We start from the raw sequence: 25,111 nt of genomic DNA, 5'->3' as shown, positions 1-25,111 counted from the left end.
ACTCCTTATGATTCTTTATCAGCTCCTAGAAATATTAGAATATCATCGATTTTATAAAAGACTTTGCGTGTATCCTCGATAGGAGGAGTGAACCTTTTTAGCCCTGCGCGTTCCCAACGTTTTAAGGTGTTGTAATCTATCTCTAACTCTTCCTTGAGTTGTTTAGGTGTCATTAGCCCTGTTATACGTTGTTTAGGCTTTAAATAGTCTTTTAGAAAGTTTTCTACCAGTTTTAAGATGCCACGTTTTAGACTGTTTTCACTTTCTTTGCTTAAACTGAACATTGTTCATCAGCTCCCTTCAGCAGTTGCTTGTAACTCTCTAAATCGGCATTTAAAAGGACGGTTAGGCGCTTCTGTTCCTCTTGTACCTGGTTATAGAATGCCTTTGCTCCGTCCAGTAACTCCTCTTTGTTAGCTGGGATAAAGTAGCCTCTGAAAGCTCCGTGACGTACCCCGATGATAGGAACACCGTAGCGCGTGATCAGGCGACTGATAATGTCCTGTACGGTTCTTTCTGCTAACTTGGTCATTAAGCTGATTTCTGCCCCTGTTATGGAGTTCTCAGCCCCTACCTTAATTAGTCTTAATACTCGCTTGTCATTCATTGTTAGACTCATTCAATTCCTCCCCATACGTCTACCCCTGCAAGCTGGATATATCGCCCATATTCAGGGTTTAAATCCTCGCTAGGTGTTTCTATCGTCTGTTTACTTTCTCGCTCAATTTGGGCGCTTTTTTGGCGGTCTCGGTGGTTTAGATAAAGCAGCAAGCCAATCAATACCACGGAAAAGATAACCGCCTGTGTATTGGTTAAATCTAGCTCATTCATTTTATCGCCTCCTCAAACTTCTCTATAAGATGATCTTTACTTACTTTCCGATTAGCATTTTTAGAATTAAAAAGAATATCTTTTAAGGTTATAGTAGCCTCTAAATACTCCTTTTCAGCATGTTCTATATACGCCTGCTGCTCTGCTTCGTTGTCAAAAAAGTGCTTGGCTTGGCGTTTAAAGAAGGCTTGCCGCATAGCCTCCATTTCAAAAATACCAGGGTGGAAAAACATTCCCGTAGTGCTTTTAGAGACTGCCTCGATTTTATGACTTTCATTCAATTCAGGAAGTTCAATCCAAAGTAGACGAGATAAATCTTCTTTGATAGATTTTACCTGTCCTGATATAAGCGATATTCTAGAAAAATCGTTATTTTCGTCAGCTTGGTGTAATTCTGAGCTAATTCTTTCTATACGTCTAGTTAAATTCTCGTATGTTGTTTCTGCCATGGTGTTTACCTCTGTTTCTATGTTTGTGTAATTGCCTTGATGGGCTTGTCCTGTTTTGACAGCTTTTTAATGCCTTTCCTGCTCACATTCCTCACGCTCAGAGTCGCCAATATTTGAAAGCGTGAGAAAGTACCAGTTTTAAGAGTTGGCGCTCTCCGTATGGTCAAAATGTCCTAAATATGCTATAATCTAGGTATAAATCTTTACTAAAACCTCTTTAATAATAGCTTGCCTGCTTTGTTAAATTCGTTTTAGTGTTAGTGTGAAAGGCTTTGCTGATTGGTCTCGGTAAGCCTTTTTTGTTGCAATCACGCGCATTTAGTGCGTGGTTTTTTATTTCTGAATACCAGGGACTTAATTTCCTGATAACTCATATTCAAGCAAATCATGGCTATTACCATGTCCTCAAATGCTTGGTATTGCTCCAGCTCCTCACTGGTCAAGCTATCAATGCCATTGTAGCCCCCACGTTCCGCCATTAACTGCTTAGCGTTCCTGTCGGTTACTGCCTTCAGTAGCAAGTTGTTCATGGTGCTATGCGCGTGCTTTGGTGCTTGTTCCCAGTTCTCAATACTGTCATGCAGTGTTTTTCTTTTTGGCTTTTCTAGCGCTCTCTGCATACGAAACTTAGAAAGTTCCTCACGCATTTCAAAGAATGCTTTGACCAGGGTCATTTTGAACCGCCGTACAGGTTCGGTATTCTTTAGATAAGTGATCAGCAAGGTTGCCTGTTGTTCATTTAGGCGATAGATTTTCATTGGTCGCCCTCGCCCATCTAATTTACGCATTTCAAATGCGATAATTCCGTAGCTTTCAAAATCAGCTTTATGCTTTCTTAAAAGTTCTTGTATTGTGTGATGAGTAACCTCAGCACATTCAGCGATGATCTCGCTTGTAGTATACGGCTCTTTCTTGCCGTCCATGTAGACTAATTCCATGTTTTTGCTCCTTTCTAATTTTCTGGTGAAAATTCAATTAAATCAGACAAACGAACTTTTAAAGCGTTACAAAGCTTGATAAGGGTAGAAAGCTTTACATCAGTTTTGTTGTTTGTTAAGTTTGAAATTGTAGACTCAGCTATACCTGTTTCGTTGGAAACTTTACTAGCATTAGTCTTTTTTTCAGCAAAAACAATTAGTAAGTTATTTTTTAGCATAGGCGCTCCTTATTATTTTTTATCAACTAATCATTATAGCGTAATGACTAATTTAATGATATGATACACCATATAAAACATATTGTCAACACTTAAATTATTATTTTATATTTTACTTTTATTAGCGTGTACGCTATAATAAATAAAAAGAGGTGGTATTATGTTAATAAATAGATTGGCTATACTATTGGCTGAAAGGTCAATGAGTGGTGCGCGTTTAGCAAGTGATACGGGAATTGCACAATCAACAATTTCTAAGATTACTTCAAATAGATCAAAACAAGTTGATTATGAAACTGTTAATAAAATCTGTAACACTTTAGGGGTTACTTCGGACGATTTTTTTGATTATTCTCCAATAGATTATGAGATAAAATATTTTATCGACGAAGACAGTGGAGATATATTTACTTTTGTTAAAATCTTAGACAGAGATAGACCGGTTGCTACACTAGAGTATAAAGTGGACCTTGAATTTCATATAAACACTAATAAGCCAGATAATCTTGTTGATATTGAGGAAATTAAGCGTAACTATCAGCAAGTAGAGATTGTCACAGTGAAAGTTTTTTTGAAGAAACAAAACAAAGAAACTTATGATAAATTCACTAAATTACCTAGCAATTTCCAAAATATTTTTACAAACGATTTACTTCAAGTAGTTGGTAAAAATATAAAAGAGTATTTAATACAAGAATTTAAAGAAGAGTTTGTTTTTGCAAAAAATTCTTCAGGACATGTTGACCAGCTTTTAAGCGAAGATATTCAAATTATTGTTAGTTCAAAAATTGTTGATTGCAAATTTGAGTTACCTTTTTAAAAATTTTCATTTGTTACTATCTTGAAAAACTGAAATATAAGTTTTCCTAGTCTTTTGGTATGTTATACCCTGAAAATGTCAACTTTTGTCAACATGAACCCAAATAACTTAAAACCATTGAAAGACTTGTAAGCACTGGTTTTTCTAGCTTTTGAAATCTTCAAAAATTCATGTTTTTTCACGTTCTGCGCGTGATTTCTCAAGCTTCGTTCGAGCTTCAAGCCCATATAAGCCCCATATCCGCCTTGGTTCCTACTCTGGTATTATTTACCGTCTGACTAATTAAAATCAAATACAAGGCAAACTATGAAGCCCTAGCATGATTTAAACCACAATCTAAAACCTTTTTAATAATAGCTTGCCTGCTGATGTTTTTTAGAAAGATTTAAAACATGCAAATAAATGAAGTCAAAAAGAAAAACGGTACAATGGTATACCGAGCTAATGTATATCTAGGAGTTGACCAGGTAACAGGAAAGAAAGCCAAAACAAGTGTAACGGGTAGGACAAGAAAAGAGGTCAAGCAGAAAGCAAAGCACGCGCAAGATGATTTTATATCGAACGGTTGTACGGTGACAAAAGTAGTACCTGTAAAGAATTATCAGGAGTTAGCTGATCTATGGCTAGACAGTTACCAGCTTACAGTAAAGCCTCAAACTTTTGTAGCAACTAAGCAAATGCTCTATAATCACCTTATACCTATCTTTGGTAGTCTGAGACTGGCCAAGTTGTCTGTTAGTTATATACAAAGCTTTATTAACGATTTATCTACTCAGATAGTCCATTATGCAGTGGTTCATTCAATAAATAGGCGTGTCTTACAGTATGGGGTATCTCTCCAGCTCTTGCCATTCAATCCAGCTAGAGATATTATTCTCCCTAAACAGCCTAAACGTGAGAATAAAGCAATCAAGTTCATAGATTCAGACGATTTAAAGGCTCTGTTGCTCCACATGGAAAAACTAGCGTTTAAGAAATACAGCTATTATCTTGATTATGTTCTGTATAGTGTCTTACTTGCTACTGGATGCCGTTTCGGTGAAGTAGTAGCCCTGGAATGGTCTGATATTGACTTAGAGGATGGAACCATAAGCATAAGCAAGAACTACAATAGATTTTTAAAGCTAATAGGTGCACCAAAAAGCAAAGCAGGAGTTAGGACAATCAGTATAGACAAGAAAACAGTCAACATGCTACGTCTATACAAGAATAGGCAGCGCCAATTATATTTGCAGTCTGGGGCGCGTGCTTCGACTGTGGTGTTTGCAACACCTACGAGAGAGTACCAGAATCTGGCAACCAGACAGGAGGCTTTAGATCGACGGTGTGCTGAGATTTCTATTCCTCGCTTTACTTTTCATGCTTTCCGCCATACTCACGCTAGTTTATTGCTAAATGCTGGTATCAGCTATAAAGAATTACAATACCGTTTAGGTCATGCTACTTTAGCTATGACCATGGATATATACAGCCACCTATCTGCGGATAAAGAAAAAGAGGCGGTTTCATATTTTGAAAAAGCCATGAATAGCTTGTAAGTCCACAAAAAGGTGAACAAATTTATATTTCAGAACTCATAGGATGATTAAAAAACCTATTAAATCAACGTTTATAGACAACAAAGGAGAAAAACATGACATTTGAAGAAATTTTGCCTGGACTAAAGGCTAAGAAAAAATATGTACGTACTGGTTGGGGTGGGGCTGAGAACTATGTCCAGATTTTTGATACCATCGAACAAAACGGGGTCGCTCTTGAAGTGACACCTTATTTTCTTATCAATGTATCTGGAGAAGGGGAAGGTTTTTCCATGTGGAGCCCAACTCCTTGTGATGTCCTAGCGACAGACTGGGTGGAAGTCCATGACTAAACGTGTACTCATTACGGGTGTTAGCTCAGGGATTGGCCTAGCACAGGCTCGCTCATTTTTAGAAAAAGGTTATCAGGTTTTCGGAGTGGATCAGGGTGAAAAGCCCGCCTTACAAGGGGACTTTCACTTTCTACAACGTGATTTAACGCTTGACTTGGAACCAATTTTTGACTGGTGCCCTCAGGTGGATATTTTGTGTAATACGGCAGGTGTATTGGATGACTACAAGCCCTTACTAGAACAATCAGTCCAGGAAATTCAAGAGATTTTTGAAATTAATTATGTGACTCCAGTAGAGTTGACCCGCTATTATTTAACAAAAATGCTGGAACATAAACATGGAATCATCATCAATATGTGTTCCATTGCTTCAAACCTAGCAGGCGGTGGTGGTCACGCCTATACCTCTTCTAAACACGCCTTGGCTGGATTTACCAAGCAATTGGCTCTAGACTATGCAGAAGCTGGTATCCAGGTCTTTGGAATCGCACCAGGTGCAGTTAAGACGGGTATGACGGCAGCTGATTTTGAACCAGGTGGTTTGGCGGACTGGGTAGCTAGTGAAACACCTATCAAACGCTGGATTGAGCCAGGTGAAGTTGCTGAAGTTAGCCTCTTTTTAGCAAGTGGAAAAGCGAGTGCCATGCAGGGACAAATCCTGACTATTGATGGTGGTTGGTCTTTGAAGTAATATAGTTGATCCCAGCGAATATGTGGAGGTAAGCCATGAAAAGAGATGAGTTTGGATTTGTCTTGCCCAATCTTTACTATCGGTTTTTATCAGAGTGGGAAGAGATTGACCCCTATGAAATTGGAGATACAGGTATCTGTTTGTATGCCAAGGAGGATCTAGAGGAGCGTAATGAGACTTATCAGATTGAGGAGGTCGAGCCAGATTACTTTATGATTGGACAGGAAGGAGATTTGGCCTACTTTATTAAGAAAAATGCAGATGATTGCATTTATGAAAATGACTTGGGTGCTTTAGGCTCCTTAGAAATGCAAAAAGTTGCTAAAAACGTAAATGACTTTATTGATAAGGTATTGGAAGAAGAATTGTAGAAAACTGAAGGGAGAAATCATGTTTAGAGTGCTAGATGCAGATTCACCGATTTCAAAAGAAGACCTTTTACAATTTGAGGAGATTCTTGGAAAGAAATTGCCAAAAACTATGTTGGATTTTTATCTCAAGCACAACGGTGGTCAGCCCCAAGTAAGTGGTGTCCACGATGAACATCACCTCTTTCCTTTCAATTCCTTTAATTCACTTGAGGAGATGAGGAAGTCTCTTACATGGTTTGATGATGAGGTGGTACCTGCGGGATTTAAGGCAACAGACCTTCTCCATTTCGCCTATGATCCTGGTTCTGGCAACTATGCACTTTCTCTAAGGGCAGAGGATTATGGCAAGGTGTACTTCTATGTTCTAGAAGAAACAGCCGAGATCTACGGTCAATGGGCTTCTTTTGAGGAATTTTTGAACTCTTTTGTTGAAGAACAAGACTAAAAAGGAGAAGAGATGCGGAAACACCAAGAACTTTCACTAGAGCAGATCATCGAGCAGGTGCGCGCGGACGAGTCTTCTTCAGATGATTTTTGCCTCTATGGCAAGGAGGATGGAGAGCTAGCACTAGATAGACTCTATTGGGTATCAGATTATCCGGATGTCATAGAAGACCGTGATATTTACCCTGCTGATGTAGTGGAGCAAAATCTCCAGCTAGTCTACTATGGAGAGCAGTTGCTTGATGTGCTCTCGGTTGCACTTGAAGAAAAACCAGATGCAAGTCTCCAAGACTTGGTCGAAGCTTTGAATTATTATAATCAGCATGATTGCTTTATGACCTTTGAAAGCTAGTCAGCATACTAGATTTATGCAGTTTCATTGATAATTAACAAATACAATAAGGAGTTAAGAAATGATAGATTACGAAAACATAAATGAAAAAATTGCCCCTTTTAGCCTGCTTGTATATGATGAGGATCCTAAAAATGTTCGAGGGTCGCTCATTTATTACCCTGATGGAGAATATAGACAGGAAGTATTTGATACTCGAGAAGACGAAGGAGCCGAAGGAAATGGCTACGATTGGGAATCGCTAGCTTTGGTATTTTTGGAGGAAAAAATGCCTGAATTAAGCGATGCTATCGACTTTGATCCTGAAGGAAGTATGTTTTGTGCCTATTCTTCCAAGGTAGACGCCTTGGCTAAATTCGCTTTAGGATTTAAAGAATTTTGCGATGATATCGAAGTCATGAAAGACTTGTTCAGTCGAGCAGAGTTGGATTAATTGACTAAAATAGTTTTAAATTTTTGGGAAGAGAATAGAAAGGATTTCAAATGAAGCCACCAGAAGTAGTTGAACAACTGGAAAATCATCCAGACTACATCTCTATTTAGATAAAATTTAAAAAAGAATAAGAAAACCCAAGCTAGCTATCTCGAATCACTGAATCATCTGGCCTATTTACTTTATCTGGATGGTCAAGAGGAAATGGCTAAGGAATTATTAGATCGTATCATACAAGTTCCATTTGAAGGGAATTATAACACTTGGACCTTTGTTGATAGCTCTCTGGGTTTATTGGCCTATCTGGAAAGAGAAAAAGAAAATCAGGTACTCGTCTATAAAAAACTCCTTTTATCTCCATTAGAACAAGGGGAGGAATCAACTCAAAAAATAAGAAGGAGAGTTCATCAGAGATTTTTGAATGGTGATAGCTTGGAGCAAAAGCTTGCAAAAATCGAGCAAGCTTCAAGTCCTGAATCGAAAATGGAACGCTGTTTGCTATACTTGACAGATTTATTGAAGATTCACCTTTTTATTGATGAGTCAACTTGTGAAGAGACAGATATCCAAGTAAAAATCGAAGAGAATATGGAGATGCTAAAGAAGTATATCAAGGAGCATGAAATCTATAGCCTCTTTCCTTTTAAGGGATAGGGTAAGTTATTGATCTTGGACTTTTAGAAAGAGTAGAATATGGAAATCAAAAAACACTTTGGTGTCTACGGCATTTGCTTTGAAAATGAGAAGCTTCTCTGCATTGAAAAAACAAGAGGCCCCTATAAACATCGTTTTGATCTACCTGGTGGTAGTCAGGAAATCGGTGAGGGGTTGACAGAAACCCTCAAGAGAGAAGTTCTGGAAGAGACTGGCTACACGCTTAGCCGTTATTCAAACCCTAGAATTTATGATGTGCTGGTTCAAGAAGAAGGGCAAGATTTCGCAGTACACCATATCATGGCCTTTTATGATATCGTACTTGATTTAGAACGTTCTCAAAAATCCCTTCCTCATGAAGTTCTTGATGGAAGCAATGATTCAGCAAAGGCAATTTGGCTTCCTCTTGAGCAGATTACCCAAGAAAATGCCTCCCCCTTAGTATTGAAGGTGAAGGCAGAGTTACGAGGATTTCCAGAATTGGACATGACAAGCTATAAGAATTGGAAGGTAAAACATGCAAAATCAACTGGCTCTTAGTGGCGAAAGAATTGTTGAAAAAATTTACCCACAACTATTTCATCATGTTGGTATGATTCGTGGCGAATATTTGGTGAGGGAGATCAGTCAAAACATACTGATAAAAAGTTGTCAGCAATTTGTAAAAGATTATCTAGACACTATTTGCCATTTGTACCCAGATGAAGAAGTCTGGTATCGCTTTTCAGAGTTAACAAATGCAGAAGCAAATTGTCTAGACGGGACTAAAGAGTATTTTGATGAACGCCACCCCTTATTTGGATATAGAGGTACTAGGCGTTTATTGGCGTGTCCAGATGAATTTCAGGCTGAGGCACATGTCGTTACAGAAGTTTATCAAACCAATCCCAATCTGTCTGTTATTTTTCCTTTTGTCAATGATGCTGAACAGTTAAAACAAGCTATTAGAGTATTGCGCCAGCATGGTTTTACTGGAAAAGTTGGAACAATGATTGAATTACCGTCAGCTTATTTTGACTTGGACAGGATACTGGAAACTGGTATTTCAAAGATTGTAGTGGGAATGAATGATTTGACTTCTTTTGTTTTTGCGACTGTGAGGAACAGTCAATGGCATGATATGGAAAGTCCCATTATGTTAGAAATGCTGAGACAGATACAGGATAAAGCAAGGACGAAAAAGATAGATTTCGCCGTAGCAGGATATCTGAATGCTTCTTTCATACAAAAAATGAATCAAATGGATATCAAGTGCATTATCCATTATAGTTCTATTCCAGAGATTTTTAATTTAGAGATTGACCATCCATATCATCTCAAACGTGTAAAAGAAGAAAGTAAAAAAATACAAAGGAGCAACCCATGACACCTCAAGAAATGTGGAATGCCTACAAGCAAATCAACCCCTCTATCGGAGATGAGATAGATGCCTGGGCCTTTGGAGTGGAACCAGACCTTTTAGCGGATCTGGTCTTTAAAGGCGAAAAAACAGCAACAGCCTCAGCTTACGATCTTTACGCAGTAGAGGACGAACACCTTCCCCAAGAAGGAACCTTTGATGTTATTTTAGACAGTCAAGATCAAGCTGTTTGCATCGTTGAAATTACAAAGGTTTCCGTTCAGCCTTTCCATCAGGTTTCAGCCGACCATGCCTACAAGGAAGGCGAAGGAGACAAATCCTTAGCCTATTGGCGTCAGGTTCATGAAGACTTTTTTAAAGACTGGTTAGGAGAAGCAGGTCTGGATTTTACACCTGATAGCAAGGTTGTTTTAGAAGAATTTCGCAAGGTCTACCCTCTCTAGACTACTAGAAGGAAGAAAGTTTTGGGAATCACCGTCCAAAGCTTTTTTCTGACTAAAAATATGATAAAATAGGTATGTTTGAACTAGAGCATTCGCTCATAAATTTAGAATAGGAGAATATGATGCAAGCAGTAGAACATTATATTGAAACATTTATTCCTGAACATTATGATTTGTTTTTAGACTTGAGTCGTGAGACCAAGACGTTTTCAGGAAAAGTAACTATTACTGGTCAAGCTAAAAGTGACCGTATTTCCCTTCACCAAAAAGACTTGGAGATTGCTTCTGTTGAAGTAGCAGGTCAAGATCGTCCATTTACAGTTGATAATGAAAACGAAGCTCTTCATATCGAACTTGAAGAAGCTGGTTCAGTTGAATTGGTTCTAGCATTTTCAGGTAAAATTACTGACAACATGACAGGAATCTACCCATCATACTATACAGTTGATGGTGTTAAGAAAGAAGTTTTGTCTACTCAGTTTGAGAGTCACTTTGCCCGTGAAGCCTTCCCGTGTGTGGATGAGCCAGAAGCCAAAGCAACCTTTGACCTAGCTCTTCGTTTTGACCAAGCAGAAGGCGAACTTGCCTTGTCAAACATGCCAGAAATCGATGTTGAAAGCCGCAAAGAAACTGGCATCTGGAAGTTTGAAACTACACCTCGGATGTCTTCTTACTTGCTAGCTTTTGTAGCTGGTGATTTGCAAGGGGTAACTGCTAAAACTAAAAATGGTACCTTGGTAGGTGTTTACTCAACCAAGGCCCATCCACTTTCAAACCTTGATTTCTCATTAGACATCGCTGTTCGCTCAATCGAGTTTTACGAAGACTACTATGGAGTTAAGTATCCAATCCCTCAATCTCTTCACATCGCCCTTCCTGACTTCTCAGCTGGTGCTATGGAAAACTGGGGTCTGGTAACTTATCGTGAAGTTTACTTGGTTGTGGATGAGAACTCAACCTTTGCTAGCCGTCAACAGGTAGCCCTCGTTATTGCCCATGAGCTTGCTCACCAATGGTTCGGTAACCTTGTGACTATGAAGTGGTGGGATGACCTCTGGCTCAATGAAAGCTTCGCGAACATGATGGAATACGTCTGTGTGGATGCCATCGAACCAAGTTGGAATATCTTTGAAGATTTCCAAACAGGTGGAGTACCTCTTGCTCTTGAACGCGATGCGACGGATGGCGTTCAATCTGTTCACGTTGAAGTCAAACACCCAGATGAAATCAATACGCTCTTTGATGGAGCTATCGTTTATGCCAAAGGTAGCCGTCTCATGCACATGCTTCGTCGTTGGCTAGGAGATGCTGATTTTGCTAAAGGCTTGCATGCTTACTTTGAAAAACATCAATACGGAAATACCATTGGTCGTGACCTTTGGAATGCTCTCGGACAAGCATCTGGTCGTGATGTAGCAGCCTTCATGGATTCTTGGTTGGAGCAACCTGGTTATCCAGTCCTTACTGCCACAGTTGAAAATGATGTTTTGAAGATCTCACAAAAACAATTCTTTATCGGTGAACACGAAGATAAGAACCGACTTTGGGTAGTGCCACTTAACAGTAACTGGAAAGGTTTGCCAGATACTCTCGAAACAGAAAGTATCGAAATCCCTGGCTATGCAGCACTTCTTGCTGAAAATGAAGGAGCACTTCGTCTCAACACTGAAAATACAGCCCACTACATTACAGACTATCAAGGTCAATTACTTGATGCTGTGCTTGCAGACCTAGTAGAACTTGATAACACAAGTAAACTTCAAATCGTCCAAGAACGTCGTTTGCTTGCTGAAGCAGGGCACATTTCGTACGCAGACTTGCTTCCAGTAGTGGATCAATTGGCTAAAGAAGAATCTTATCTCGTTGTTTCAGCAGTTTCACAAGTTATCGGAGCGCTTGATCGCTTTATCGATGAAGGAACTGAGACAGAAAAAGCCTTTAAAGCCCTTATTGCTAAACTGGCTCGTTACAACTATAACCGTCTTGGTTTCGAAGCTAAAGAGGGTGAATCTGATGAGGATGAATTGGTCCGTCAATTGACAATTTCTATGATGATTCGTTCAAATGACGAGGAAGCCAGTCAAGTTGCTAGCCAAATTTTCGAAGCCCACAAGGATAATCTTTCAGGACTTCCAGCAGCTATTCGTTCACAAGTTCTCATCAATGAAATGAAACACCATGAGACTAAGGAATTGGTCGCAACTTATCTCGATCTTTATACTCATGCCACAGATGCCGCCTTTAAACGCCAATTGGCAGCTGCTCTTGCCTACAGTACAGATGCGGATAATATCCAAACCTTGATTGCTTCTTGGAAGGACAAATTTGTGGTAAAACCACAAGACTTATCAGCTTGGTACTTCCAGTTCTTAGGTCATCAAGCAACCCAGGAAACAGCGTGGTCTTGGGCGCGTGAAAACTGGGATTGGATTAAGGCTGCTCTTGGTGGAGATATGAGCTTTGATAGCTTTGTTATTCTGCCTGCCCATGTATTTAAGACAGAGCAACGCTTGACAGAATACAAGGCCTTCTTTGAGCCACAACTTTCTGACCTTGCCCTTAGCCGTAACATCGGTATGGGAATCAAGGAAATCGCAGCACGCGTTGAATTGATCAAGCGTGAAAAAGCAGCAGTTGAAGCAGCTGTTGCTCAATATAGCAAAGCTTAAAAGATTCTAGTCTAACTAGATTACAAAAACTCAACTTTCTATTGGAAAAACAAGGGAAGTTGAGTTTTTTTTAAGATATTTTTGCTATAATAGATATAATAAGGAGGAATTTTTGATGATCAAGATTCTATTAGTGGAAGATGACCTAGGCCTTTCAAATTCAGTTTTTGACTTTCTGGATGATTTTGCGGATGTCATGCAGGTTTTTGATGGTGAAGAAGGTCTCTATGAAGCTGAAAGTGGCGTTTATGATTTGATTCTACTTGATTTGATGTTGCCTGAAAAAAATGGTTTCCAAGTCTTAAAAGAATTACGTGAAAAAGGCGTTTCGACACCAGTTCTTATCATGACAGCAAAGGAAAGTCTCGATGACAAAGGTCATGGATTTGAGCTTGGGGCAGATGATTATCTAACAAAACCATTCTATCTAGAAGAACTCAAGATGCGTATCCAGGCCTTGCTTAAACGTTCTGGTAAGTTCAATGAAAATACCCTTTCCTATGGTGATTTGACTGTCAATCTCTCTACTAATGAGGTTAAAGTCAATGAGACTGCTGTTGAATTATTGGGTAAAGAATTTGATCTCTTGGTTTATTTCCTCCAAAATCAAAATGTAATCTTACCCAAAACCCAGATTTTTGACCGTTTGTGGGGATTCGACAGTGATACGACTATCTCTGTCGTAGAGGTTTACGTATCAAAAGTTCGTAAGAAATTAAAGGGATCAGTCTTTGCTGAAAACCTCCAGACCTTGCGTAGTGTTGGGTATATTTTAAAACATGTTTAATAAATTTAAAAAGAATTGGTATGCAGAAGATTTTAGCTACTTTATCCGTAACTTTGGAGTATTTACTCTGATTTTCTCTGCTATGACCTTGATTATCTTGCAGGTTATGCACTCCAGTCTCTACACCTCAGTAGATGAGAAGCTTCTGTCTCTCAGTGGCAATCCTCAAGATGTCATCCAGTTGGCTGTTAATCGAGCAACAGATGAAGTAAAAGATCTCAATAGTCAATCCGTTCCTCCATCAACGGATAAAAAACCAACGGTCAGTTCCAATACAGAAGTGATATTGCTAGATTCAAATTTGAATCAATTAGTGACTGGCAACCGCTTTTTAGGTCTTGATAAAATTACTTTTAATAAAAAGGATTTGAATCATATTCGACAACTTCATGTTCAGAATAGTTACGGTCAGGACGAGATTTACCGAGTGATTTTATCTGAAATAAATATCGATTCTGTCTCGACCAATATTAAGTATGCAGCGGTTTTGATGAATACCAGTCAGATAGAGCAAATCAGTCAAAATCATGAGCAATTAATCGTGGTAGTCATGGCTAGCTTCTGGATTTTATCCATCCTTGCCAGCCTTTATCTTGCGCGTGTTAGTGTAAAACCCTTGCTTGAGAGTATGCAAAAGCAACAGAGCTTTGTGGAAAATGCCAGTCATGAGTTACGAACTCCACTGGCTGTTCTTCAAAATCGTCTAGAAACTCTTTTCAGAAAACCTGAGGCAACCATTATGGAGTCAAGTGAGAGTATTGCCTCCAGTCTAGAAGAAGTTCGGAATATGCGCTTTTTAACGACTAATCTACTTAATTTAGCTCGTCGTGATGACGGCATTAAACCGGAGTTAGGAGAGGTAGAGCCGGATTTCTTTAACACAACCTTTACCAACTATGAAATGATTGCGTCTGAAAATAACCGTGCTTTTCATTTTGAAAATCGTATTCATCGGACCATCATAACAGATAATCTTCTTCTTAAACAACTCATGACTATCTTGTTTGACAATGCTGTCAAGTATACTGAAGAAGAAGGAGATATTCATTTTGTCATTGCTACGACGGAGCGTAATCTCTATTTGTCAGTAGCTGATGATGGAATTGGTATTTCTGCCGCAGATAAAAAGAAAATTTTTGATCGCTTTTATCGAGTTGACAAAGCTCGTACTCGCCAAAAAGGCGGCTTTGGGTTAGGTTTGTCTTTAGCAAAACAGATTGTTGATGCCTTAAAAGGAACCATTAGTGTTAAGGATAACAAACCACATGGTACGATTTTTGAAGTAAAAATCGCCATTCAAACACCATCCAAGCGTAAAAATAAATAAAAAAAGGCTGTGACTTAGAAAGCGGTAGACCAAGTATCGCTTTTCTAGTCGCAGCTCTTTAGCTATCGTAGAAAAATAGGTCGGGACAAAAATCCCGACCTTTTGAATCTAATATAATTTCTTCTTAATCATTGAACGTTGAAAGTTTGATGCCGCTAAACTCAAGGCAATTGCTAGGCTAAAAGCCAGAACTGTATTAAACTTGAGGGCTAAAAAGATGAAGCTAAATAAGGCTAAAAAGACGCAAAAACAAGCAATGTTCACAAAGAAAAGAACTTCCTTCAAACTAGCAACGGAAGTTGTTTCTGGAACATAGTCTTGGTATAGCGTTGTTTGAGTTTCCTCTTCTTCAAACTCATACGATTGATATTTTCTTACGGGCATGATTCTCTCCTTAACAGTACTCTTTCATTTTACCATTTTTCAAGAAAAAAATTATTACAGTAAGGTTACAAAAAGAATAAGTAAATTTATCATTTTAGGGAATAGCTGATTTTTCAGAAATGTGGTATAATTTTTCTTATGGAAAAGATTATTATTACAGCAACTGCTGAAAGCATTGAACAAGTAAAAGAATTACTAGAGGCGGGAGTTGACCGCATCTATGTTGGTGAGAAAGATTTTGGACTTCGCCTACCAAAGACTTTTTCTTATGATGAACTGAGAACCATCGCTGGTCTGGTTCATGATGCAGGTAAGGAATTGATCGTAGCGGTCAATGCTCTTATGCATCAGGATATGATGGATCGTATCAAGCCCTTCCTTGATTTCTTGGAAGAAATTAAAACAGACTACATTACTGTTGGGGATGCGGGTGTTTTTTATGTTGTCAATCGCGATGGTTATTCTTTTAAAACCATATATGATGCCTCAACGATGGTAACTAGCAGCCGTCAGATCAATTTCTGGGGACAAAAGGCTGGCGCTTCTGAGGCAGTATTGGCTCGTGAAATTCCATCAGCTGAACTCTTTAAAATGCCTGAAATTTTGGAAATTCCTGCTGAAATTTTGGTCTATGGAGCAAGTGTTATCCACCACTCTAAGCGTCCACTCTTGCAGAATTACTATAATTTTACTCAGATTGATGATGAAAAAACACGTCAACGCGATCTCTTCTTAGCAGAGCCTAGTGATCCAGATAGCCATTACTCTATTTTTGAAGACAATCATGGAACTCACATTTTTGCCAATAACGACCTTGATTTGATGACCAAATTGCCAGAGTTGGTAGAGCATGGTTTCACTCATTGGAAACTAGAGGGACTTTATACTCCAGGTCAAGATTTTGTTGAGATTGCAAAACTCTTCATCCAAGCCCGTAGCTTGATTCAAGAGGGAAGCTTTACGCATGACCAAGCCTTCTTGTTGGACGAGCAAGTCCGTAAACTCCATCCCAAAAATCGTTTCCTTGACACAGGATTTTATGACTACGATCCTGACATGGTTAAATAAGAATCAGAAACCCGAAATAAAATGTTCGGGTTTTTCTAGTGCAAGGATGAATTTAAAGCGTATTCATGTTATAATAAAAGTAGCTTTTTGTTTGGAGGTGTTTAAGTGGAAAATCTGAAAAAAATAGCAGGCATCAAGGCTGCTGAGTTCGTAACCGACGGAATGGTTGTAGGACTTGGAACAGGCTCGACTGCCTATTATTTCGTAGAGGAGATCGGACGTAGAATTAAAGAAGAAGGACTTCAAATTACAGCCGTAACGACCTCGAGTGTAACGACAAAACAGGCACAAGGATTGAATATCCCACTTAAGTCGATTGACGAGGTGGATGAGGTTGATGTGACTGTTGATGGAGCTGATGAGGTAGATCGCCAGTTTAATGGTATCAAAGGAGGCGGTGGTGCGCTTCTAATGGAAAAAGTAGTTGCGACACCAACCAAACAGTATATCTGGGTGGTAGATGAGAGCAAAATGGTTGAGAAACTGGGCGCTTTCAAACTACCTGTCGAAGTTGTTCAATACGGAGCAGAACAGGTTTTCCGTCGTTTTGAAAAAGCTGGTTATAAGCCAAGTTTTCGTGAAAAAGATGGCCAACGCTTTGTGACGGATATGAAAAATTTCATTATTGATCTTGATTTAGGTGTTATTGAAGATCCGATTGCTTTTGGTCATCAACTGGATCTTCAGGTCGGTATTGTTGAGCACGGTTTATTTAATCAAATGGTTGATAAAGTGATTGTAGCAGGGCAAGCTGGCGTTCAGGTTTTAACTTCAACAAAAGGGAAATAATCAAAATAATCAAAAAAGGAGACACACTATGCCAAAATTTAATCGTATTCACTTGGTAGTGCTCGATTCTGTAGGAATCGGTGCAGCACCAGATGCTAATAACTTTGTCAATGCAGGGGTTCCAGATGGAGCTTCTGATACACTAGGCCATATTTCAAAATCAGTTGGTTTGCATGTTCCTAATATGGCTAAGATTGGTCTTGGGAACATCGAGCGTGAGACAGCACTAAAAACTGTTCCCGCAGAGGAGAATCCTAGTGGTTACTACACTAAACTTGAGGAAGTGTCATTAGGTAAAGACACCATGACCGGTCACTGGGAAATCATGGGGCTTAATATCACAGAACCGTTTGATACTTTCTGGAATGGATTCCCAGAAGAAATCCTTACAAAGATTGAAGAATTCTCAGGTCGTAAAGTAATCCGTGAAGCAAATAAACCATACTCAGGAACTGCTGTTATCGATGATTTTGGACCACGTCAAATGGAAACAGGCGAGTTGATCATCTATACATCAGCTGACCCGGTTCTTCAAATCGCTGCCCATGAAGACATTATTCCTTTGGATGAACTTTACCGTATTTGTGAGTACGCTCGTTCGATTACATTGGAACGTCCAGCTCTTCTAGGTCGTATCATTGCACGTCCTTATGTTGGGGAGCCTGGAAACTTCACACGTACTGCAAATCGTCGTGACTTGGCTGTATCACCATTTGCTCCAACAGTTTTGGACAAACTCAACGAAGCAGGTATTGATACTTACTCAGTAGGTAAGATTAGCGATATCTTTAATGGTGCTGGGGTGAACCATGATATGGGTCACAATAAGTCAAATAGCCATGGAATTGATACACTTTTGACAACAATGGGTCTTGCTGGGTTTGAAAAAGGATTCTCATTTACTAACTTGGTTGACTTTGATGCCCTTTACGGTCACCGCCGTGATCCACATGGTTACCGCGACTGCTTGCATGAGTTTGATGAACGTTTGCCAGAGCTTATCGCTGCTATGAGAGAAGATGATTTACTCATGATTACTGCCGATCATGGTAATGACCCTACTTATGCTGGTACAGACCATACTCGTGAATACATTCCACTTTTGGCCTACAGCCCATCACTAAAAGGAAATGGACACCTACCAATCGGTCATTTTGCTGATATTTCTGCGACAATCGCGGATAACTTTGGCGTTGATAAAGCTATGATTGGTGAAAGTTTCTTAGATAAATTGGTTTAAGATGATTCGCTTTGCATTACTGGTTAGAGGGATCAATGTCGGTGGAAAACATAAGGTGGTCATGGCCCAGCTTCGTCAAGAATTGACAGAGTTGGGATTAGAAAATGTTGAAACCTACATCAATAGTGGCAATATTTTCTTTGATACTAGCATACCTAGAACTCGGTTGGTTGAGAGGTTACAGGATTTCTTTAAAGAACATTATCCATTTATCCAACATTTTTCCTTGTTAAGTCAAGAAGACTACGAAGAGGAGCTTAGAACTCTTCCGGAATGGTGGTTCCAAGAAATGGCTCGAAAGGATGTTCTCTTTTATACTGAGGGACTGGATATCAAGCAAGTCATTGAGAAAGTCGAAAGTATGAAGCTAGGAGATGAACTGCTTCATTTCGGGAAGATGGGAATTTTCTGGGGCAAATTTTCAGAAGAGACTTATAGCAAAACAGCCTATCATAAGTTCCTGCTTAAGATGCCTTTTTATCGTAATATTACTATTCGAAATGCAAAAACCTTTGACAAAATCGGTCAATTTTTAAAAGATTATGAAGGAGACAGACAATGACATTATTAGCAAAAATCAATGAAACAGCTGCTTTCTTAAAAGAAAAGGGAGTAGAAGCACCAGAGTTCGGCTTGATTCTTGGATCAGGACTGGGAGAACTTGCTGAAGAAATTGAAAATCCAGTTGTGGTAGACTATGCTGAGATTCCAAACTGGGGACGTTCTACTGTTGTTGGACACGCTGGAAAATTGGTGTACGGTGAGCTTGCAGGACGTAAGGTTTTAGCACTTCAAGGACGTTTCCATTTCTATGAAGGAAATCCATTGGAAGTCGTTACTTTCCCAGTTCGTGTTATGAAAGTTTTGGGCTGTGAAGGTGTGATTGTTACCAATGCTGCTGGTGGTATCGGCTTTGGTCCTGGTACTTTGATGGCTATCACTGACCACATCAATATGACAGGCCAAAACCCTCTAATCGGTGAAAACTTGGATGACTTCGGTCCACGTTTCCCAGACATGTCAAAAGCCTACACTCCAGAATATCGTGCTACAGCTCATGCAGTTGCTGAAAAACTTGGTGTTAAACTTGATGATGGTGTTTATATCGGTGTAACTGGTCCAACGTATGAAACTCCAGCTGAAATCCGTGCTTATAAGACACTTGGTGCCGATGCTGTTGGTATGTCAACAGTTCCAGAAGTTATAGTTGCAGCACACTCTGGCTTGAAGGTTCTTGGTATTTCATGTATTACCAACTTTGCGGCTGGTTTCCAAGAGGAACTTAACCACGAAGAAGTAGTAGAAGTGACCGAACGTGTCAAAGGCGACTTTAAAGGCTTGCTGAAAGCGATTCTTGCTGAATTGTAAAAGGATTAATTGATGTCAAATTTGATGAATAATCCATTATTTCGTATCATTCGTGGAGTTTTTATAGTTGCTCTCCTAACTTTTATTTGGTTGATTATATTTTCTGCCATAGACACAAGTGGTAGTGAAATAGACTATGAACCCTTTCAAGGAGCATCTATCGTATTTGCAGTTTTAAGCTATATTGTAATAGTGTTTATATTACAGTACCATAAAGTTGTTACCTTAAAAGAGTTAATTAAATCTTCATACAGTGCAATTGAAATTAAAGAAGAGTACGTGGAAAAGTTAATTGTACAACTTCGTGAATTGACAGATAAGATTGTTGACCATGAGTTAAAAATGTCTGTTAGGAAAAATGTTTCAGAATTGTTAGAAGAAAAAAAGTCTGTCAACAATTTTACTAACGACGAAAATAAAGCCAATCATTCAGAATCTAAGCGTAAATTTTATGGTGAATCTGGAAATTCTTCTAAACACGAATACTCAACTAAAGTAGAGGAAACGAAGAATAAAATTATAGAAGAAATTGAAAGAGATACGAGTGTTACCGCTGATCAAAGTATAAAGGATCTTATTGCTGAGATCAAAGAGTCAGAAGTGCTAGTTGCTAATCAAAAATTATACTATAATGAAACGGTCTCGCAATACAACAAAGCAATTTACACTTTGCCATTTGCCTTTTTAAGAATAACTTTAGGTCATTCAGAAAAAAACTATTTATAATATTTAACAAAATCGCTCAGACTAAACTATAGTCAAACAATGTAAAATAAAGAAAGGATGGGTTAACTGTATTCGCTGAACTGAATACAGGCGGAGAACTGTGTAAAAAAAGATAAACTGTTTAGCATCTACGATGCTTCGTCAGTTTCCTATTTTTACTTTGTTCTCTGTCGCCTGTCCTATTAATAAAAAAGAAAGGTAGAGCGTGTGTTCTAATTTGAACACGAGCGGAAAGCTTTTCTACAAACAAAAAATGAAAGGATGGGTAAACCGTATTCGCTGAACTGAATACGGGCGGAGAACTGTGTAAAAAAGATAAACTGTCTAGCATTTACAATGCGTCGCCAGTTTCCTATTTTTACTTTGTTCTCTGTCGCCCTTTATATCTTAATTATGTCTATCCATATTGCTGCTAAGCAGGGTGAAATTGCTGATAAAATTCTTCTTCCTGGGGATCCTCTTCGTGCGAAGTTTATTGCTGAGAATTTTCTTGAAGACGCTGTATGCTTCAATGAAGTCCGTAACATGTTTGGTTACACTGGGACTTACAAGGGCCATCGTGTATCTGTCATGGGAACAGGGATGGGAATGCCATCAATCTCCATCTATGCGCGTGAATTGATTGTCGATTACGGTGTGAAGAAATTGATCCGTGTCGGAACTGCTGGCTCTCTGAATGAGGATGTTCACGTTCGTGAATTAGTTTTGGCACAAGCAGCTGCAACTAACTCAAACATTATCCGCAATGACTGGCCTCAATATGATTTTCCACAAATCGCTAGCTTTGATTTACTAGATAAAGCTTACCATATTGCCAAAGACCTTGGTATGACTACCCATGTCGGAAATGTTTTGTCATCAGATGTGTTTTACTCAAACTACTTTGAGAAGAATATCGAACTTGGTAAGTGGGGAGTAAAAGCGGTGGAAATGGAAGCAGCGGCGTTGTACTATCTTGCTGCCCAACACCATGTTGATGCTCTTGCTATCATGACGATTTCTGATAGTTTGGTTAATCCAGATGAAGATACAACTGCAGAAGAGCGCCAAAATACCTTCACAGATATGATGAAGGTTGGTCTAGAAACCTTGATTGCAGACTAAAGTTAGATTCCATTCATGTGATTACTCTTGTTCTCAAAATGATAAGCATGTTCATTGCTTCAATCCTATAATAGATGAGAATAAGGACTTTGAAGAACGTCAAATTGTGTCAAAGGACCAAAAGTAGTCAGTTTAATATCTAAATCATTATAAAATAAAGTTGGAAGCCAAGTTGATAAGAGGTCAAGGCTTTCAACTTTTTAACTTGAAAATTCCTAGGAGTACAAAATGGATAAAATTGCACAACTACAGGAAATCATTGACCAAAGTCAAAGAATTGTCTTTTTCGGTGGTGCAGGGGTTTCAACAGAGTCTAATATTCCAGATTTTCGAAGTTCTGATGGTGTTTATAGTCTTAAGTTGGGACGCCATTTTACTGCCGAGCAACTGGTTTCACGCACCATGTTTGAACGATATCCAGAGGATTTTTTTGATTTCTACAAAAAATATCTCGTCTATCCGGATGCTAAGCCAAATTTAGCACATGATTTTCTAGCGTCGTTAGAAAAAACAGGTAAATTAAAGGCGATTGTGACGCAAAATATTGATAGCTTGCATGAAATGGCTGGTTCTGAAAAAGTTTTGAAACTGCATGGTAGTGCAGATCGTAATTACTGTTTGGGCTGTCATCGCTTTTATGATTTGAATGCATTTTTGGCACTTGAAGGTTCAGTTCCTTACTGCTTAGATTGTGGTAAGGTGGTCAAACCTGACGTAACCCTTTATGAGGAACCTCTGGATATGGATGTTTTTAGTCGAGCAGCCCAAGTCATTCAGCAAGCAGATTTATTGATTATTGGAGGAACTTCCTTAGTCGTTTATCCTGCAGCTAGCCTAATCAATTATTTTTCAGGGTCAAATCTTGTCGTTATCAACAAGTCCAGCACTCCTCAAGACAGCCAAGCTGATTTAGTTATCGAAGGTAAGATCGGAGAAGTTTTTTCTAAATTGAGACAATAAAAAACTGAAAGAAGTAGGACTATACTTCCTTCAGTTTTTTTGTATCACGCCTCAGAAACTATGAACACGATTCTCTTCATTTCTAAGGAATATTATAGTGGATTGAAATAAGATGTGAACAGAGAGATTAGAAAAGTCAAACTAATTTCTAGAAATATTTTTAGCAGTTGTAGTGTACTGTTCTAGATTCAATCTACTATATTGTTGATTTATAAATTGCTCGAGTTATTTTTAATTGTTGAATAAAAGGAAAAAAGGAAGATTTTCTGGATGAAAATCTTCCTTTTTTAGTCAATCAGTACATGCTGATTTTAATGAAATACTACTATATTGTTTACTTTTTTAAAGATCGCAAAAAACAATCAATCTCTGCTTGAGAATGGAGAATACGCATCTTTTCTGGGTAAGTATTGTTTAAGTATTGGTATCTATCCTTAGCATTTTTTGTTCGTCCATCCCAGAGAATCCAACGGATAAATTCCCAGTTGAATTGCTCGGGACATCCTGCAGCCATACTTTCTCTCACTTTTCCTCTGTATTTTAAATAGCGCTTAAAGGCCCTTAGTAAACAATTCCAAGCAGAGAAGTTTAAAAAGATGATCTGGTCAGCTTGCTCCATTCTTTCCTTATAGCAACACCAAGAGTAGTTGCCATCAATGACCCAGTTTTCGTTTTTGACTAGAAAAGTTTTCATTTCGTTCAGCATCCAGTCGTGGTCACTATCTTGCCACCCTGGCTGAAATTGGAGAGTATCCATATGAAGTTTTGGGATAGAGTAGTGCTTAGCTAGTTTTTCTGCCAGAGTAGATTTGCCTGATCCAGAATATCCAATGATAGCTATTTTCATAATAACCTCCAGAAAATGTGCACAAAAAAAGCTCCGAGGAGCTCATTTTGTATGCAGTTAATGATTAACCAAGTTTAGCTGCAAGACGTGCTTTATCACGGCTTGCTTTGTTTTTGTGGATCAAACCTTTAGTTTCTGCTTTATCGATAGCTGAGCTGGCAGCACGGTAAAGTTCTTCAGATGGGTTTGCTTCAAAAGCTTTGATAGCAGTACGCATAGCTGATTTTTGAGCTGAGTTTTTTTCGTTTTGTTTAACGTTCAATTCAGCGCGTTTGATAGCTGATTTAATGTTTGCCAATGTTCTTACCTCCATTTTTACTAACTATACCATTATATCTGAAAACTTACGTTTTGACAAGGGAAAATTATTTTTTTAAGTAAATTTCATCAATTTCGTGATTTTTAGATTTATGGAGAATGACCTCTGCACGATTTCGTGTTGGTTCAATGTAATTCTGGAGATTTGTTAGGTTGATACTGGTCCAAACTTGGTGGGCAAAATCCTTGACTTCACTGAGAGGAAGTTGAGTGAAACGGTAGTAATAGTTGCCTGGATCATCTTGAGCAAAGCTAAGGAGTTTTAAGAATCGATCCAAATACCAACTTTCAATGTCTTCAACAGCGGCATCGACATAGATTGAAAAGTCAAAGAAATCAGTAATATAGAGACGGGCATTATGTGGATTTTGGAACACATTGATTCCCTCAACAATGACAAAATCAGCAGCTTCTACTCGTTGTTTTTGACCCGGCACTATATCATAAATTTCATGGGAATAAACAGGTATATCAACATCCTGACCATTTTTGAGTTGGTCTAGAAAATTAAGCAAAGCTTCCATATCGTAGCTCTCAGGAAAACCTTTACGATTAAGGATATCTTGCTCAATTAAGACACTATTTGAGTATAAAAAACCATCTGTGGTAACTAGTTCAACACTTGCTCCAGGAACGATACGAGACAGCAAAATTTGCAAGAGCCGACTAGTAGTTGACTTACCTACGGCAACACTTCCTGAAACTCCAATAATAAAGGGCTGTTTTTTGCTCTCTCTTTGAAGGAAAATGCCTTTTGAGAAGGCAAGGTCTTCTTTGGAACGTTTGTAAATCTGAATAAGATGTGCTAGTGGCAGATAGATATCTGTAACGTCTTGAAGGCTAATCTGGTCATTGAAACTCTTAATAGAATCTAACTCTTTCTCGGTCAAGGGAGGAGTTGTTTTGCGATGCAAGGATTGCCAAGTTTCGCGGTTTATCCTTTCAAAATGTAAAAATTCGTTGGTCATTTATTTTCCCCTATATATTTTGTCTATCATACCATAAAAGGCTAAAAAAATAAAGCGGTTTCTTGAATGTGATAAGTCAGTAGTATATACTATAAGTAGATAGAGAATGAACAATTTATTGATGAAGTAGGAGCTGCTTTCTCCTGATTTTATCAGCTAATAAAGGGGGCTTTTTAGTTCACAACTCATAGGAGGTGTACTATGAAAATCATAAAAAGTTACATATTGGAACTCTGTTTTATTTTAAGTTTTGCTTTACCTTTTATAAAAGGAGTAAATGCGGATAATGGTAGACGTTTTGTGGAAATTTATTACGGTTTTACATTTTTAATGGATTATGCCATTGTAACAACTATTTTCATTTGTTCACTCCTCCTTGCATGGTTGTTAAGGAAAGGTTGGACAAAATTCCTTGCTGCTGGTAGTTATCTATTTTTGATTTTGTGGATTGCTACAGAGGGTTATTTATTCCGCATGTCAATAGAAGATTTGATACGACTGTGGACAAGTTTGGAAATCCTAATACAAACTTATCAGTTGGGCCTTTATCTAAACATCTTATTGGGAGTACTGTTGATAATTAAGTATTTGAAGGTAAAGCAATAGTAATCAAAATGCGTCTGATTATAGACAATAAATTTGTTGTTTTATCCTGACTGTGATACCTTGTAGCTCGCAATGA

Annotated in this window: 34 protein-coding genes and 1 pseudogene; 25 read left to right on the top strand and 10 right to left on the bottom strand. The window is 38.5% G+C overall.

Annotation, left to right across the window (positions count from 1 at the left end; genetic code table 11):
- Nucleotides 1-5: 5 nt before the first annotated feature.
- From QM450_RS01855 to QM450_RS01830, 6 genes are all read right to left on the bottom strand, one after another.
- Entirely contained in the window at nucleotides 6-284 is a 279-nt protein-coding gene (locus tag QM450_RS01855) for a MerR family transcriptional regulator (protein WP_414275973.1), read from the bottom strand.
- A complete protein-coding gene (locus QM450_RS01850; protein ID WP_414275971.1) occupies nucleotides 272-619 on the bottom strand; it encodes a DNA-binding protein in 348 nt (115 codons plus the stop codon). The genes QM450_RS01855 and QM450_RS01850 overlap by 13 nt, the downstream gene beginning before the upstream one ends.
- Nucleotides 616-831, bottom strand: a complete 216-nt coding sequence (locus tag QM450_RS01845; RefSeq protein WP_414275970.1) for a hypothetical protein — start codon at nucleotides 829-831, stop codon at nucleotides 616-618. The genes QM450_RS01850 and QM450_RS01845 overlap by 4 nt, the downstream gene beginning before the upstream one ends.
- On the bottom strand, nucleotides 828-1,280 hold the full coding sequence (locus QM450_RS01840; protein WP_414275969.1) for a hypothetical protein: 453 nt from the start codon (nucleotides 1,278-1,280) through the stop codon (nucleotides 828-830). Before QM450_RS01840 ends, QM450_RS01845 begins: the two co-directional genes overlap by 4 nt.
- Before the next feature lie 308 nt (nucleotides 1,281-1,588).
- On the bottom strand, nucleotides 1,589-2,218 hold the full coding sequence (locus QM450_RS01835) for a Rha family transcriptional regulator (protein WP_414275968.1): 630 nt from the start codon (nucleotides 2,216-2,218) through the stop codon (nucleotides 1,589-1,591).
- Nucleotides 2,219-2,232: 14 nt separating this feature from the next.
- The gene (locus QM450_RS01830) at nucleotides 2,233-2,436 is read right to left on the bottom strand and encodes a helix-turn-helix domain-containing protein (RefSeq protein ID WP_000916878.1); all 204 of its coding nucleotides are present in this window, start codon (nucleotides 2,434-2,436) and stop codon (nucleotides 2,233-2,235) included.
- Nucleotides 2,437-2,596: 160 nt separating this feature from the next.
- Between QM450_RS01830 and QM450_RS01825 the strand changes: the two genes are divergently transcribed.
- The 16 genes and pseudogenes from QM450_RS01825 to QM450_RS01750 all read left to right on the top strand — a co-directional run bounded on the left by QM450_RS01825 (nucleotide 2,597) and on the right by QM450_RS01750 (nucleotide 14,657).
- Complete coding sequence (locus QM450_RS01825) at nucleotides 2,597-3,256, top strand: helix-turn-helix domain-containing protein (RefSeq protein ID WP_414275967.1); 660 nt, start codon at nucleotides 2,597-2,599, stop codon at nucleotides 3,254-3,256.
- 151 nt (nucleotides 3,257-3,407) lie between these two features.
- On the top strand, nucleotides 3,408-3,542 hold the full coding sequence (locus QM450_RS01820) for a hypothetical protein (protein WP_414319492.1): 135 nt from the start codon (nucleotides 3,408-3,410) through the stop codon (nucleotides 3,540-3,542).
- A gap of 106 nt (nucleotides 3,543-3,648) precedes the next feature.
- Nucleotides 3,649-4,794 (top strand): tyrosine-type recombinase/integrase, encoded by a 1,146-nt coding sequence (locus QM450_RS01815; RefSeq protein WP_414319491.1) that lies wholly within the window; start codon nucleotides 3,649-3,651, stop codon nucleotides 4,792-4,794.
- Nucleotides 4,795-4,889: 95 nt separating this feature from the next.
- Nucleotides 4,890-5,126 carry a DUF2829 domain-containing protein gene (locus QM450_RS01810; protein WP_314726061.1) on the top strand — a complete coding sequence of 79 codons (237 nt, stop codon included), beginning with the start codon at nucleotides 4,890-4,892 and terminating at the stop codon, nucleotides 5,124-5,126.
- The gene (locus QM450_RS01805) at nucleotides 5,119-5,817 is read left to right on the top strand and encodes a 3-oxoacyl-ACP reductase (protein WP_414319490.1); all 699 of its coding nucleotides are present in this window, start codon (nucleotides 5,119-5,121) and stop codon (nucleotides 5,815-5,817) included. Before QM450_RS01810 ends, QM450_RS01805 begins: the two co-directional genes overlap by 8 nt.
- Before the next feature lie 35 nt (nucleotides 5,818-5,852).
- A complete protein-coding gene (locus tag QM450_RS01800) occupies nucleotides 5,853-6,188 on the top strand; it encodes a hypothetical protein (RefSeq protein ID WP_414319489.1) in 336 nt (111 codons plus the stop codon).
- A gap of 19 nt (nucleotides 6,189-6,207) precedes the next feature.
- Nucleotides 6,208-6,633: an SMI1/KNR4 family protein gene (locus tag QM450_RS01795; protein WP_414319488.1), complete on the top strand. Its 426-nt coding sequence runs from the start codon at nucleotides 6,208-6,210 to the stop codon at nucleotides 6,631-6,633.
- 12 nt (nucleotides 6,634-6,645) lie between these two features.
- The gene (locus QM450_RS01790) at nucleotides 6,646-6,984 is read left to right on the top strand and encodes a hypothetical protein (RefSeq protein ID WP_414319487.1); all 339 of its coding nucleotides are present in this window, start codon (nucleotides 6,646-6,648) and stop codon (nucleotides 6,982-6,984) included.
- Nucleotides 6,985-7,045: 61 nt separating this feature from the next.
- Nucleotides 7,046-7,417 carry an Imm51 family immunity protein gene (locus QM450_RS01785; RefSeq protein WP_414319486.1) on the top strand — a complete coding sequence of 124 codons (372 nt, stop codon included), beginning with the start codon at nucleotides 7,046-7,048 and terminating at the stop codon, nucleotides 7,415-7,417.
- A 50-nt stretch (nucleotides 7,418-7,467) separates the two neighbouring features.
- Nucleotides 7,468-8,071: pseudogene (locus tag QM450_RS01780) on the top strand (DUF6707 family protein).
- A 39-nt stretch (nucleotides 8,072-8,110) separates the two neighbouring features.
- The gene (locus tag QM450_RS01775) at nucleotides 8,111-8,611 is read left to right on the top strand and encodes an NUDIX hydrolase (protein ID WP_414319485.1); all 501 of its coding nucleotides are present in this window, start codon (nucleotides 8,111-8,113) and stop codon (nucleotides 8,609-8,611) included.
- Nucleotides 8,589-9,437 (top strand): putative PEP-binding protein, encoded by an 849-nt coding sequence (locus tag QM450_RS01770; protein WP_414319484.1) that lies wholly within the window; start codon nucleotides 8,589-8,591, stop codon nucleotides 9,435-9,437. Before QM450_RS01775 ends, QM450_RS01770 begins: the two co-directional genes overlap by 23 nt.
- Complete coding sequence (locus tag QM450_RS01765) at nucleotides 9,434-9,874, top strand: ASCH domain-containing protein (protein WP_414319483.1); 441 nt, start codon at nucleotides 9,434-9,436, stop codon at nucleotides 9,872-9,874. Before QM450_RS01770 ends, QM450_RS01765 begins: the two co-directional genes overlap by 4 nt.
- A gap of 122 nt (nucleotides 9,875-9,996) precedes the next feature.
- A complete protein-coding gene (locus QM450_RS01760; protein WP_414319531.1) occupies nucleotides 9,997-12,543 on the top strand; it encodes a M1 family metallopeptidase in 2,547 nt (848 codons plus the stop codon).
- 115 nt (nucleotides 12,544-12,658) lie between these two features.
- Nucleotides 12,659-13,330: a response regulator transcription factor gene (locus tag QM450_RS01755; RefSeq protein ID WP_049548332.1), complete on the top strand. Its 672-nt coding sequence runs from the start codon at nucleotides 12,659-12,661 to the stop codon at nucleotides 13,328-13,330.
- Nucleotides 13,323-14,657, top strand: a complete 1,335-nt coding sequence (locus QM450_RS01750) for a sensor histidine kinase (RefSeq protein WP_414319482.1) — start codon at nucleotides 13,323-13,325, stop codon at nucleotides 14,655-14,657. Before QM450_RS01755 ends, QM450_RS01750 begins: the two co-directional genes overlap by 8 nt.
- Nucleotides 14,658-14,765: 108 nt before the next feature.
- Here QM450_RS01750 and QM450_RS01745 read toward each other — a convergent pair whose 3' ends face one another.
- Nucleotides 14,766-15,041: a DUF3270 family protein gene (locus tag QM450_RS01745; protein WP_001145235.1), complete on the bottom strand. Its 276-nt coding sequence runs from the start codon at nucleotides 15,039-15,041 to the stop codon at nucleotides 14,766-14,768.
- A gap of 138 nt (nucleotides 15,042-15,179) precedes the next feature.
- Here QM450_RS01745 and QM450_RS01740 point away from each other — a divergent pair, with 138 nt between their 5' ends.
- From QM450_RS01740 to QM450_RS01705, 8 genes are all read left to right on the top strand, one after another.
- A complete protein-coding gene (locus QM450_RS01740; protein WP_000411186.1) occupies nucleotides 15,180-16,109 on the top strand; it encodes a peptidase U32 family protein in 930 nt (309 codons plus the stop codon).
- Nucleotides 16,110-16,214: 105 nt separating this feature from the next.
- The gene (rpiA, locus tag QM450_RS01735) at nucleotides 16,215-16,898 is read left to right on the top strand and encodes a ribose-5-phosphate isomerase RpiA (protein WP_045763755.1); all 684 of its coding nucleotides are present in this window, start codon (nucleotides 16,215-16,217) and stop codon (nucleotides 16,896-16,898) included.
- A gap of 28 nt (nucleotides 16,899-16,926) precedes the next feature.
- Complete coding sequence (locus QM450_RS01730) at nucleotides 16,927-18,138, top strand: phosphopentomutase (protein ID WP_414319481.1); 1,212 nt, start codon at nucleotides 16,927-16,929, stop codon at nucleotides 18,136-18,138.
- Between the two features lies 1 nt (nucleotide 18,139).
- Nucleotides 18,140-18,700: a DUF1697 domain-containing protein gene (locus tag QM450_RS01725; protein WP_414319480.1), complete on the top strand. Its 561-nt coding sequence runs from the start codon at nucleotides 18,140-18,142 to the stop codon at nucleotides 18,698-18,700.
- A complete protein-coding gene (locus QM450_RS01720; RefSeq protein ID WP_000173180.1) occupies nucleotides 18,697-19,506 on the top strand; it encodes a purine-nucleoside phosphorylase in 810 nt (269 codons plus the stop codon). The genes QM450_RS01725 and QM450_RS01720 overlap by 4 nt, the downstream gene beginning before the upstream one ends.
- A gap of 12 nt (nucleotides 19,507-19,518) precedes the next feature.
- Entirely contained in the window at nucleotides 19,519-20,232 is a 714-nt protein-coding gene (locus QM450_RS01715) for a LemA family protein (protein ID WP_075231958.1), read from the top strand.
- Nucleotides 20,233-20,625: 393 nt separating this feature from the next.
- Nucleotides 20,626-21,336, top strand: a complete 711-nt coding sequence (gene deoD / locus QM450_RS01710) for a purine-nucleoside phosphorylase (RefSeq protein WP_045763751.1) — start codon at nucleotides 20,626-20,628, stop codon at nucleotides 21,334-21,336.
- Nucleotides 21,337-21,564: 228 nt separating this feature from the next.
- Nucleotides 21,565-22,296 (top strand): NAD-dependent protein deacylase, encoded by a 732-nt coding sequence (locus tag QM450_RS01705; RefSeq protein WP_414319479.1) that lies wholly within the window; start codon nucleotides 21,565-21,567, stop codon nucleotides 22,294-22,296.
- A gap of 334 nt (nucleotides 22,297-22,630) precedes the next feature.
- Here the strand turns inward: QM450_RS01705 and QM450_RS01700 are convergent, their stop codons facing one another.
- The 3 genes from QM450_RS01700 to coaA form a co-directional block, all read right to left on the bottom strand.
- Nucleotides 22,631-23,143, bottom strand: coding sequence for a DNA topology modulation protein (locus QM450_RS01700; protein WP_414319478.1), 513 nt, complete (start codon nucleotides 23,141-23,143; stop codon nucleotides 22,631-22,633).
- Between the two features lie 64 nt (nucleotides 23,144-23,207).
- Entirely contained in the window at nucleotides 23,208-23,456 is a 249-nt protein-coding gene (rpsT, locus tag QM450_RS01695; protein ID WP_029689628.1) for a 30S ribosomal protein S20, read from the bottom strand.
- A gap of 52 nt (nucleotides 23,457-23,508) precedes the next feature.
- Nucleotides 23,509-24,429 (bottom strand): type I pantothenate kinase, encoded by a 921-nt coding sequence (gene coaA / locus QM450_RS01690; protein WP_414319477.1) that lies wholly within the window; start codon nucleotides 24,427-24,429, stop codon nucleotides 23,509-23,511.
- Between the two features lie 201 nt (nucleotides 24,430-24,630).
- Here coaA and QM450_RS01685 point away from each other — a divergent pair, with 201 nt between their 5' ends.
- On the top strand, nucleotides 24,631-25,035 hold the full coding sequence (locus tag QM450_RS01685) for a hypothetical protein (protein ID WP_414319476.1): 405 nt from the start codon (nucleotides 24,631-24,633) through the stop codon (nucleotides 25,033-25,035).
- Nucleotides 25,036-25,111: the final 76 nt, after the last annotated feature.

This window comes from Streptococcus infantis (genome assembly GCF_047464615.1).
In the GTDB taxonomy this organism is placed as follows: domain Bacteria; phylum Bacillota; class Bacilli; order Lactobacillales; family Streptococcaceae; genus Streptococcus; species Streptococcus infantis_Y.
Note: the sequence above shows the minus strand (reverse complement) of the source record. Positions and strands in the feature narration are given on the sequence as shown.

What these genes read in the sequence shown, in the direction of transcription:
- QM450_RS01855 (WP_414275973.1), bottom strand. Translation starts at nt 284, where the DNA reads ATGTTCAGTTTAAGCAAAGAAAGTGAAAACAGTCTAAAACGTGGCATC.
- QM450_RS01850 (WP_414275971.1), bottom strand. Translation starts at nt 619, where the DNA reads ATGAGTCTAACAATGAATGACAAGCGAGTATTAAGACTAATTAAGGTA.
- QM450_RS01845 (WP_414275970.1), bottom strand. Translation starts at nt 831, where the DNA reads ATGAATGAGCTAGATTTAACCAATACACAGGCGGTTATCTTTTCCGTG.
- QM450_RS01840 (WP_414275969.1), bottom strand. Translation starts at nt 1,280, where the DNA reads ATGGCAGAAACAACATACGAGAATTTAACTAGACGTATAGAAAGAATT.
- QM450_RS01835 (WP_414275968.1), bottom strand. Translation starts at nt 2,218, where the DNA reads ATGGAATTAGTCTACATGGACGGCAAGAAAGAGCCGTATACTACAAGC.
- QM450_RS01830 (WP_000916878.1), bottom strand. Translation starts at nt 2,436, where the DNA reads ATGCTAAAAAATAACTTACTAATTGTTTTTGCTGAAAAAAAGACTAAT.
- QM450_RS01825 (WP_414275967.1), top strand. Translation starts at nt 2,597, where the DNA reads ATGTTAATAAATAGATTGGCTATACTATTGGCTGAAAGGTCAATGAGT.
- QM450_RS01815 (WP_414319491.1), top strand. Translation starts at nt 3,649, where the DNA reads ATGCAAATAAATGAAGTCAAAAAGAAAAACGGTACAATGGTATACCGA.
- QM450_RS01810 (WP_314726061.1), top strand. Translation starts at nt 4,890, where the DNA reads ATGACATTTGAAGAAATTTTGCCTGGACTAAAGGCTAAGAAAAAATAT.
- QM450_RS01805 (WP_414319490.1), top strand. Translation starts at nt 5,119, where the DNA reads ATGACTAAACGTGTACTCATTACGGGTGTTAGCTCAGGGATTGGCCTA.
- QM450_RS01800 (WP_414319489.1), top strand. Translation starts at nt 5,853, where the DNA reads ATGAAAAGAGATGAGTTTGGATTTGTCTTGCCCAATCTTTACTATCGG.
- QM450_RS01795 (WP_414319488.1), top strand. Translation starts at nt 6,208, where the DNA reads ATGTTTAGAGTGCTAGATGCAGATTCACCGATTTCAAAAGAAGACCTT.
- QM450_RS01790 (WP_414319487.1), top strand. Translation starts at nt 6,646, where the DNA reads ATGCGGAAACACCAAGAACTTTCACTAGAGCAGATCATCGAGCAGGTG.
- QM450_RS01785 (WP_414319486.1), top strand. Translation starts at nt 7,046, where the DNA reads ATGATAGATTACGAAAACATAAATGAAAAAATTGCCCCTTTTAGCCTG.
- QM450_RS01775 (WP_414319485.1), top strand. Translation starts at nt 8,111, where the DNA reads ATGGAAATCAAAAAACACTTTGGTGTCTACGGCATTTGCTTTGAAAAT.
- QM450_RS01770 (WP_414319484.1), top strand. Translation starts at nt 8,589, where the DNA reads ATGCAAAATCAACTGGCTCTTAGTGGCGAAAGAATTGTTGAAAAAATT.
- QM450_RS01765 (WP_414319483.1), top strand. Translation starts at nt 9,434, where the DNA reads ATGACACCTCAAGAAATGTGGAATGCCTACAAGCAAATCAACCCCTCT.
- QM450_RS01760 (WP_414319531.1), top strand. Translation starts at nt 9,997, where the DNA reads ATGCAAGCAGTAGAACATTATATTGAAACATTTATTCCTGAACATTAT.
- QM450_RS01755 (WP_049548332.1), top strand. Translation starts at nt 12,659, where the DNA reads ATGATCAAGATTCTATTAGTGGAAGATGACCTAGGCCTTTCAAATTCA.
- QM450_RS01750 (WP_414319482.1), top strand. Translation starts at nt 13,323, where the DNA reads ATGTTTAATAAATTTAAAAAGAATTGGTATGCAGAAGATTTTAGCTAC.
- QM450_RS01745 (WP_001145235.1), bottom strand. Translation starts at nt 15,041, where the DNA reads ATGCCCGTAAGAAAATATCAATCGTATGAGTTTGAAGAAGAGGAAACT.
- QM450_RS01740 (WP_000411186.1), top strand. Translation starts at nt 15,180, where the DNA reads ATGGAAAAGATTATTATTACAGCAACTGCTGAAAGCATTGAACAAGTA.
- QM450_RS01730 (WP_414319481.1), top strand. Translation starts at nt 16,927, where the DNA reads ATGCCAAAATTTAATCGTATTCACTTGGTAGTGCTCGATTCTGTAGGA.
- QM450_RS01725 (WP_414319480.1), top strand. Translation starts at nt 18,140, where the DNA reads ATGATTCGCTTTGCATTACTGGTTAGAGGGATCAATGTCGGTGGAAAA.
- QM450_RS01720 (WP_000173180.1), top strand. Translation starts at nt 18,697, where the DNA reads ATGACATTATTAGCAAAAATCAATGAAACAGCTGCTTTCTTAAAAGAA.
- QM450_RS01715 (WP_075231958.1), top strand. Translation starts at nt 19,519, where the DNA reads ATGTCAAATTTGATGAATAATCCATTATTTCGTATCATTCGTGGAGTT.
- deoD (WP_045763751.1), top strand. Translation starts at nt 20,626, where the DNA reads ATGTCTATCCATATTGCTGCTAAGCAGGGTGAAATTGCTGATAAAATT.
- QM450_RS01705 (WP_414319479.1), top strand. Translation starts at nt 21,565, where the DNA reads ATGGATAAAATTGCACAACTACAGGAAATCATTGACCAAAGTCAAAGA.
- QM450_RS01700 (WP_414319478.1), bottom strand. Translation starts at nt 23,143, where the DNA reads ATGAAAATAGCTATCATTGGATATTCTGGATCAGGCAAATCTACTCTG.
- rpsT (WP_029689628.1), bottom strand. Translation starts at nt 23,456, where the DNA reads ATGGAGGTAAGAACATTGGCAAACATTAAATCAGCTATCAAACGCGCT.
- coaA (WP_414319477.1), bottom strand. Translation starts at nt 24,429, where the DNA reads ATGACCAACGAATTTTTACATTTTGAAAGGATAAACCGCGAAACTTGG.
- QM450_RS01685 (WP_414319476.1), top strand. Translation starts at nt 24,631, where the DNA reads ATGAAAATCATAAAAAGTTACATATTGGAACTCTGTTTTATTTTAAGT.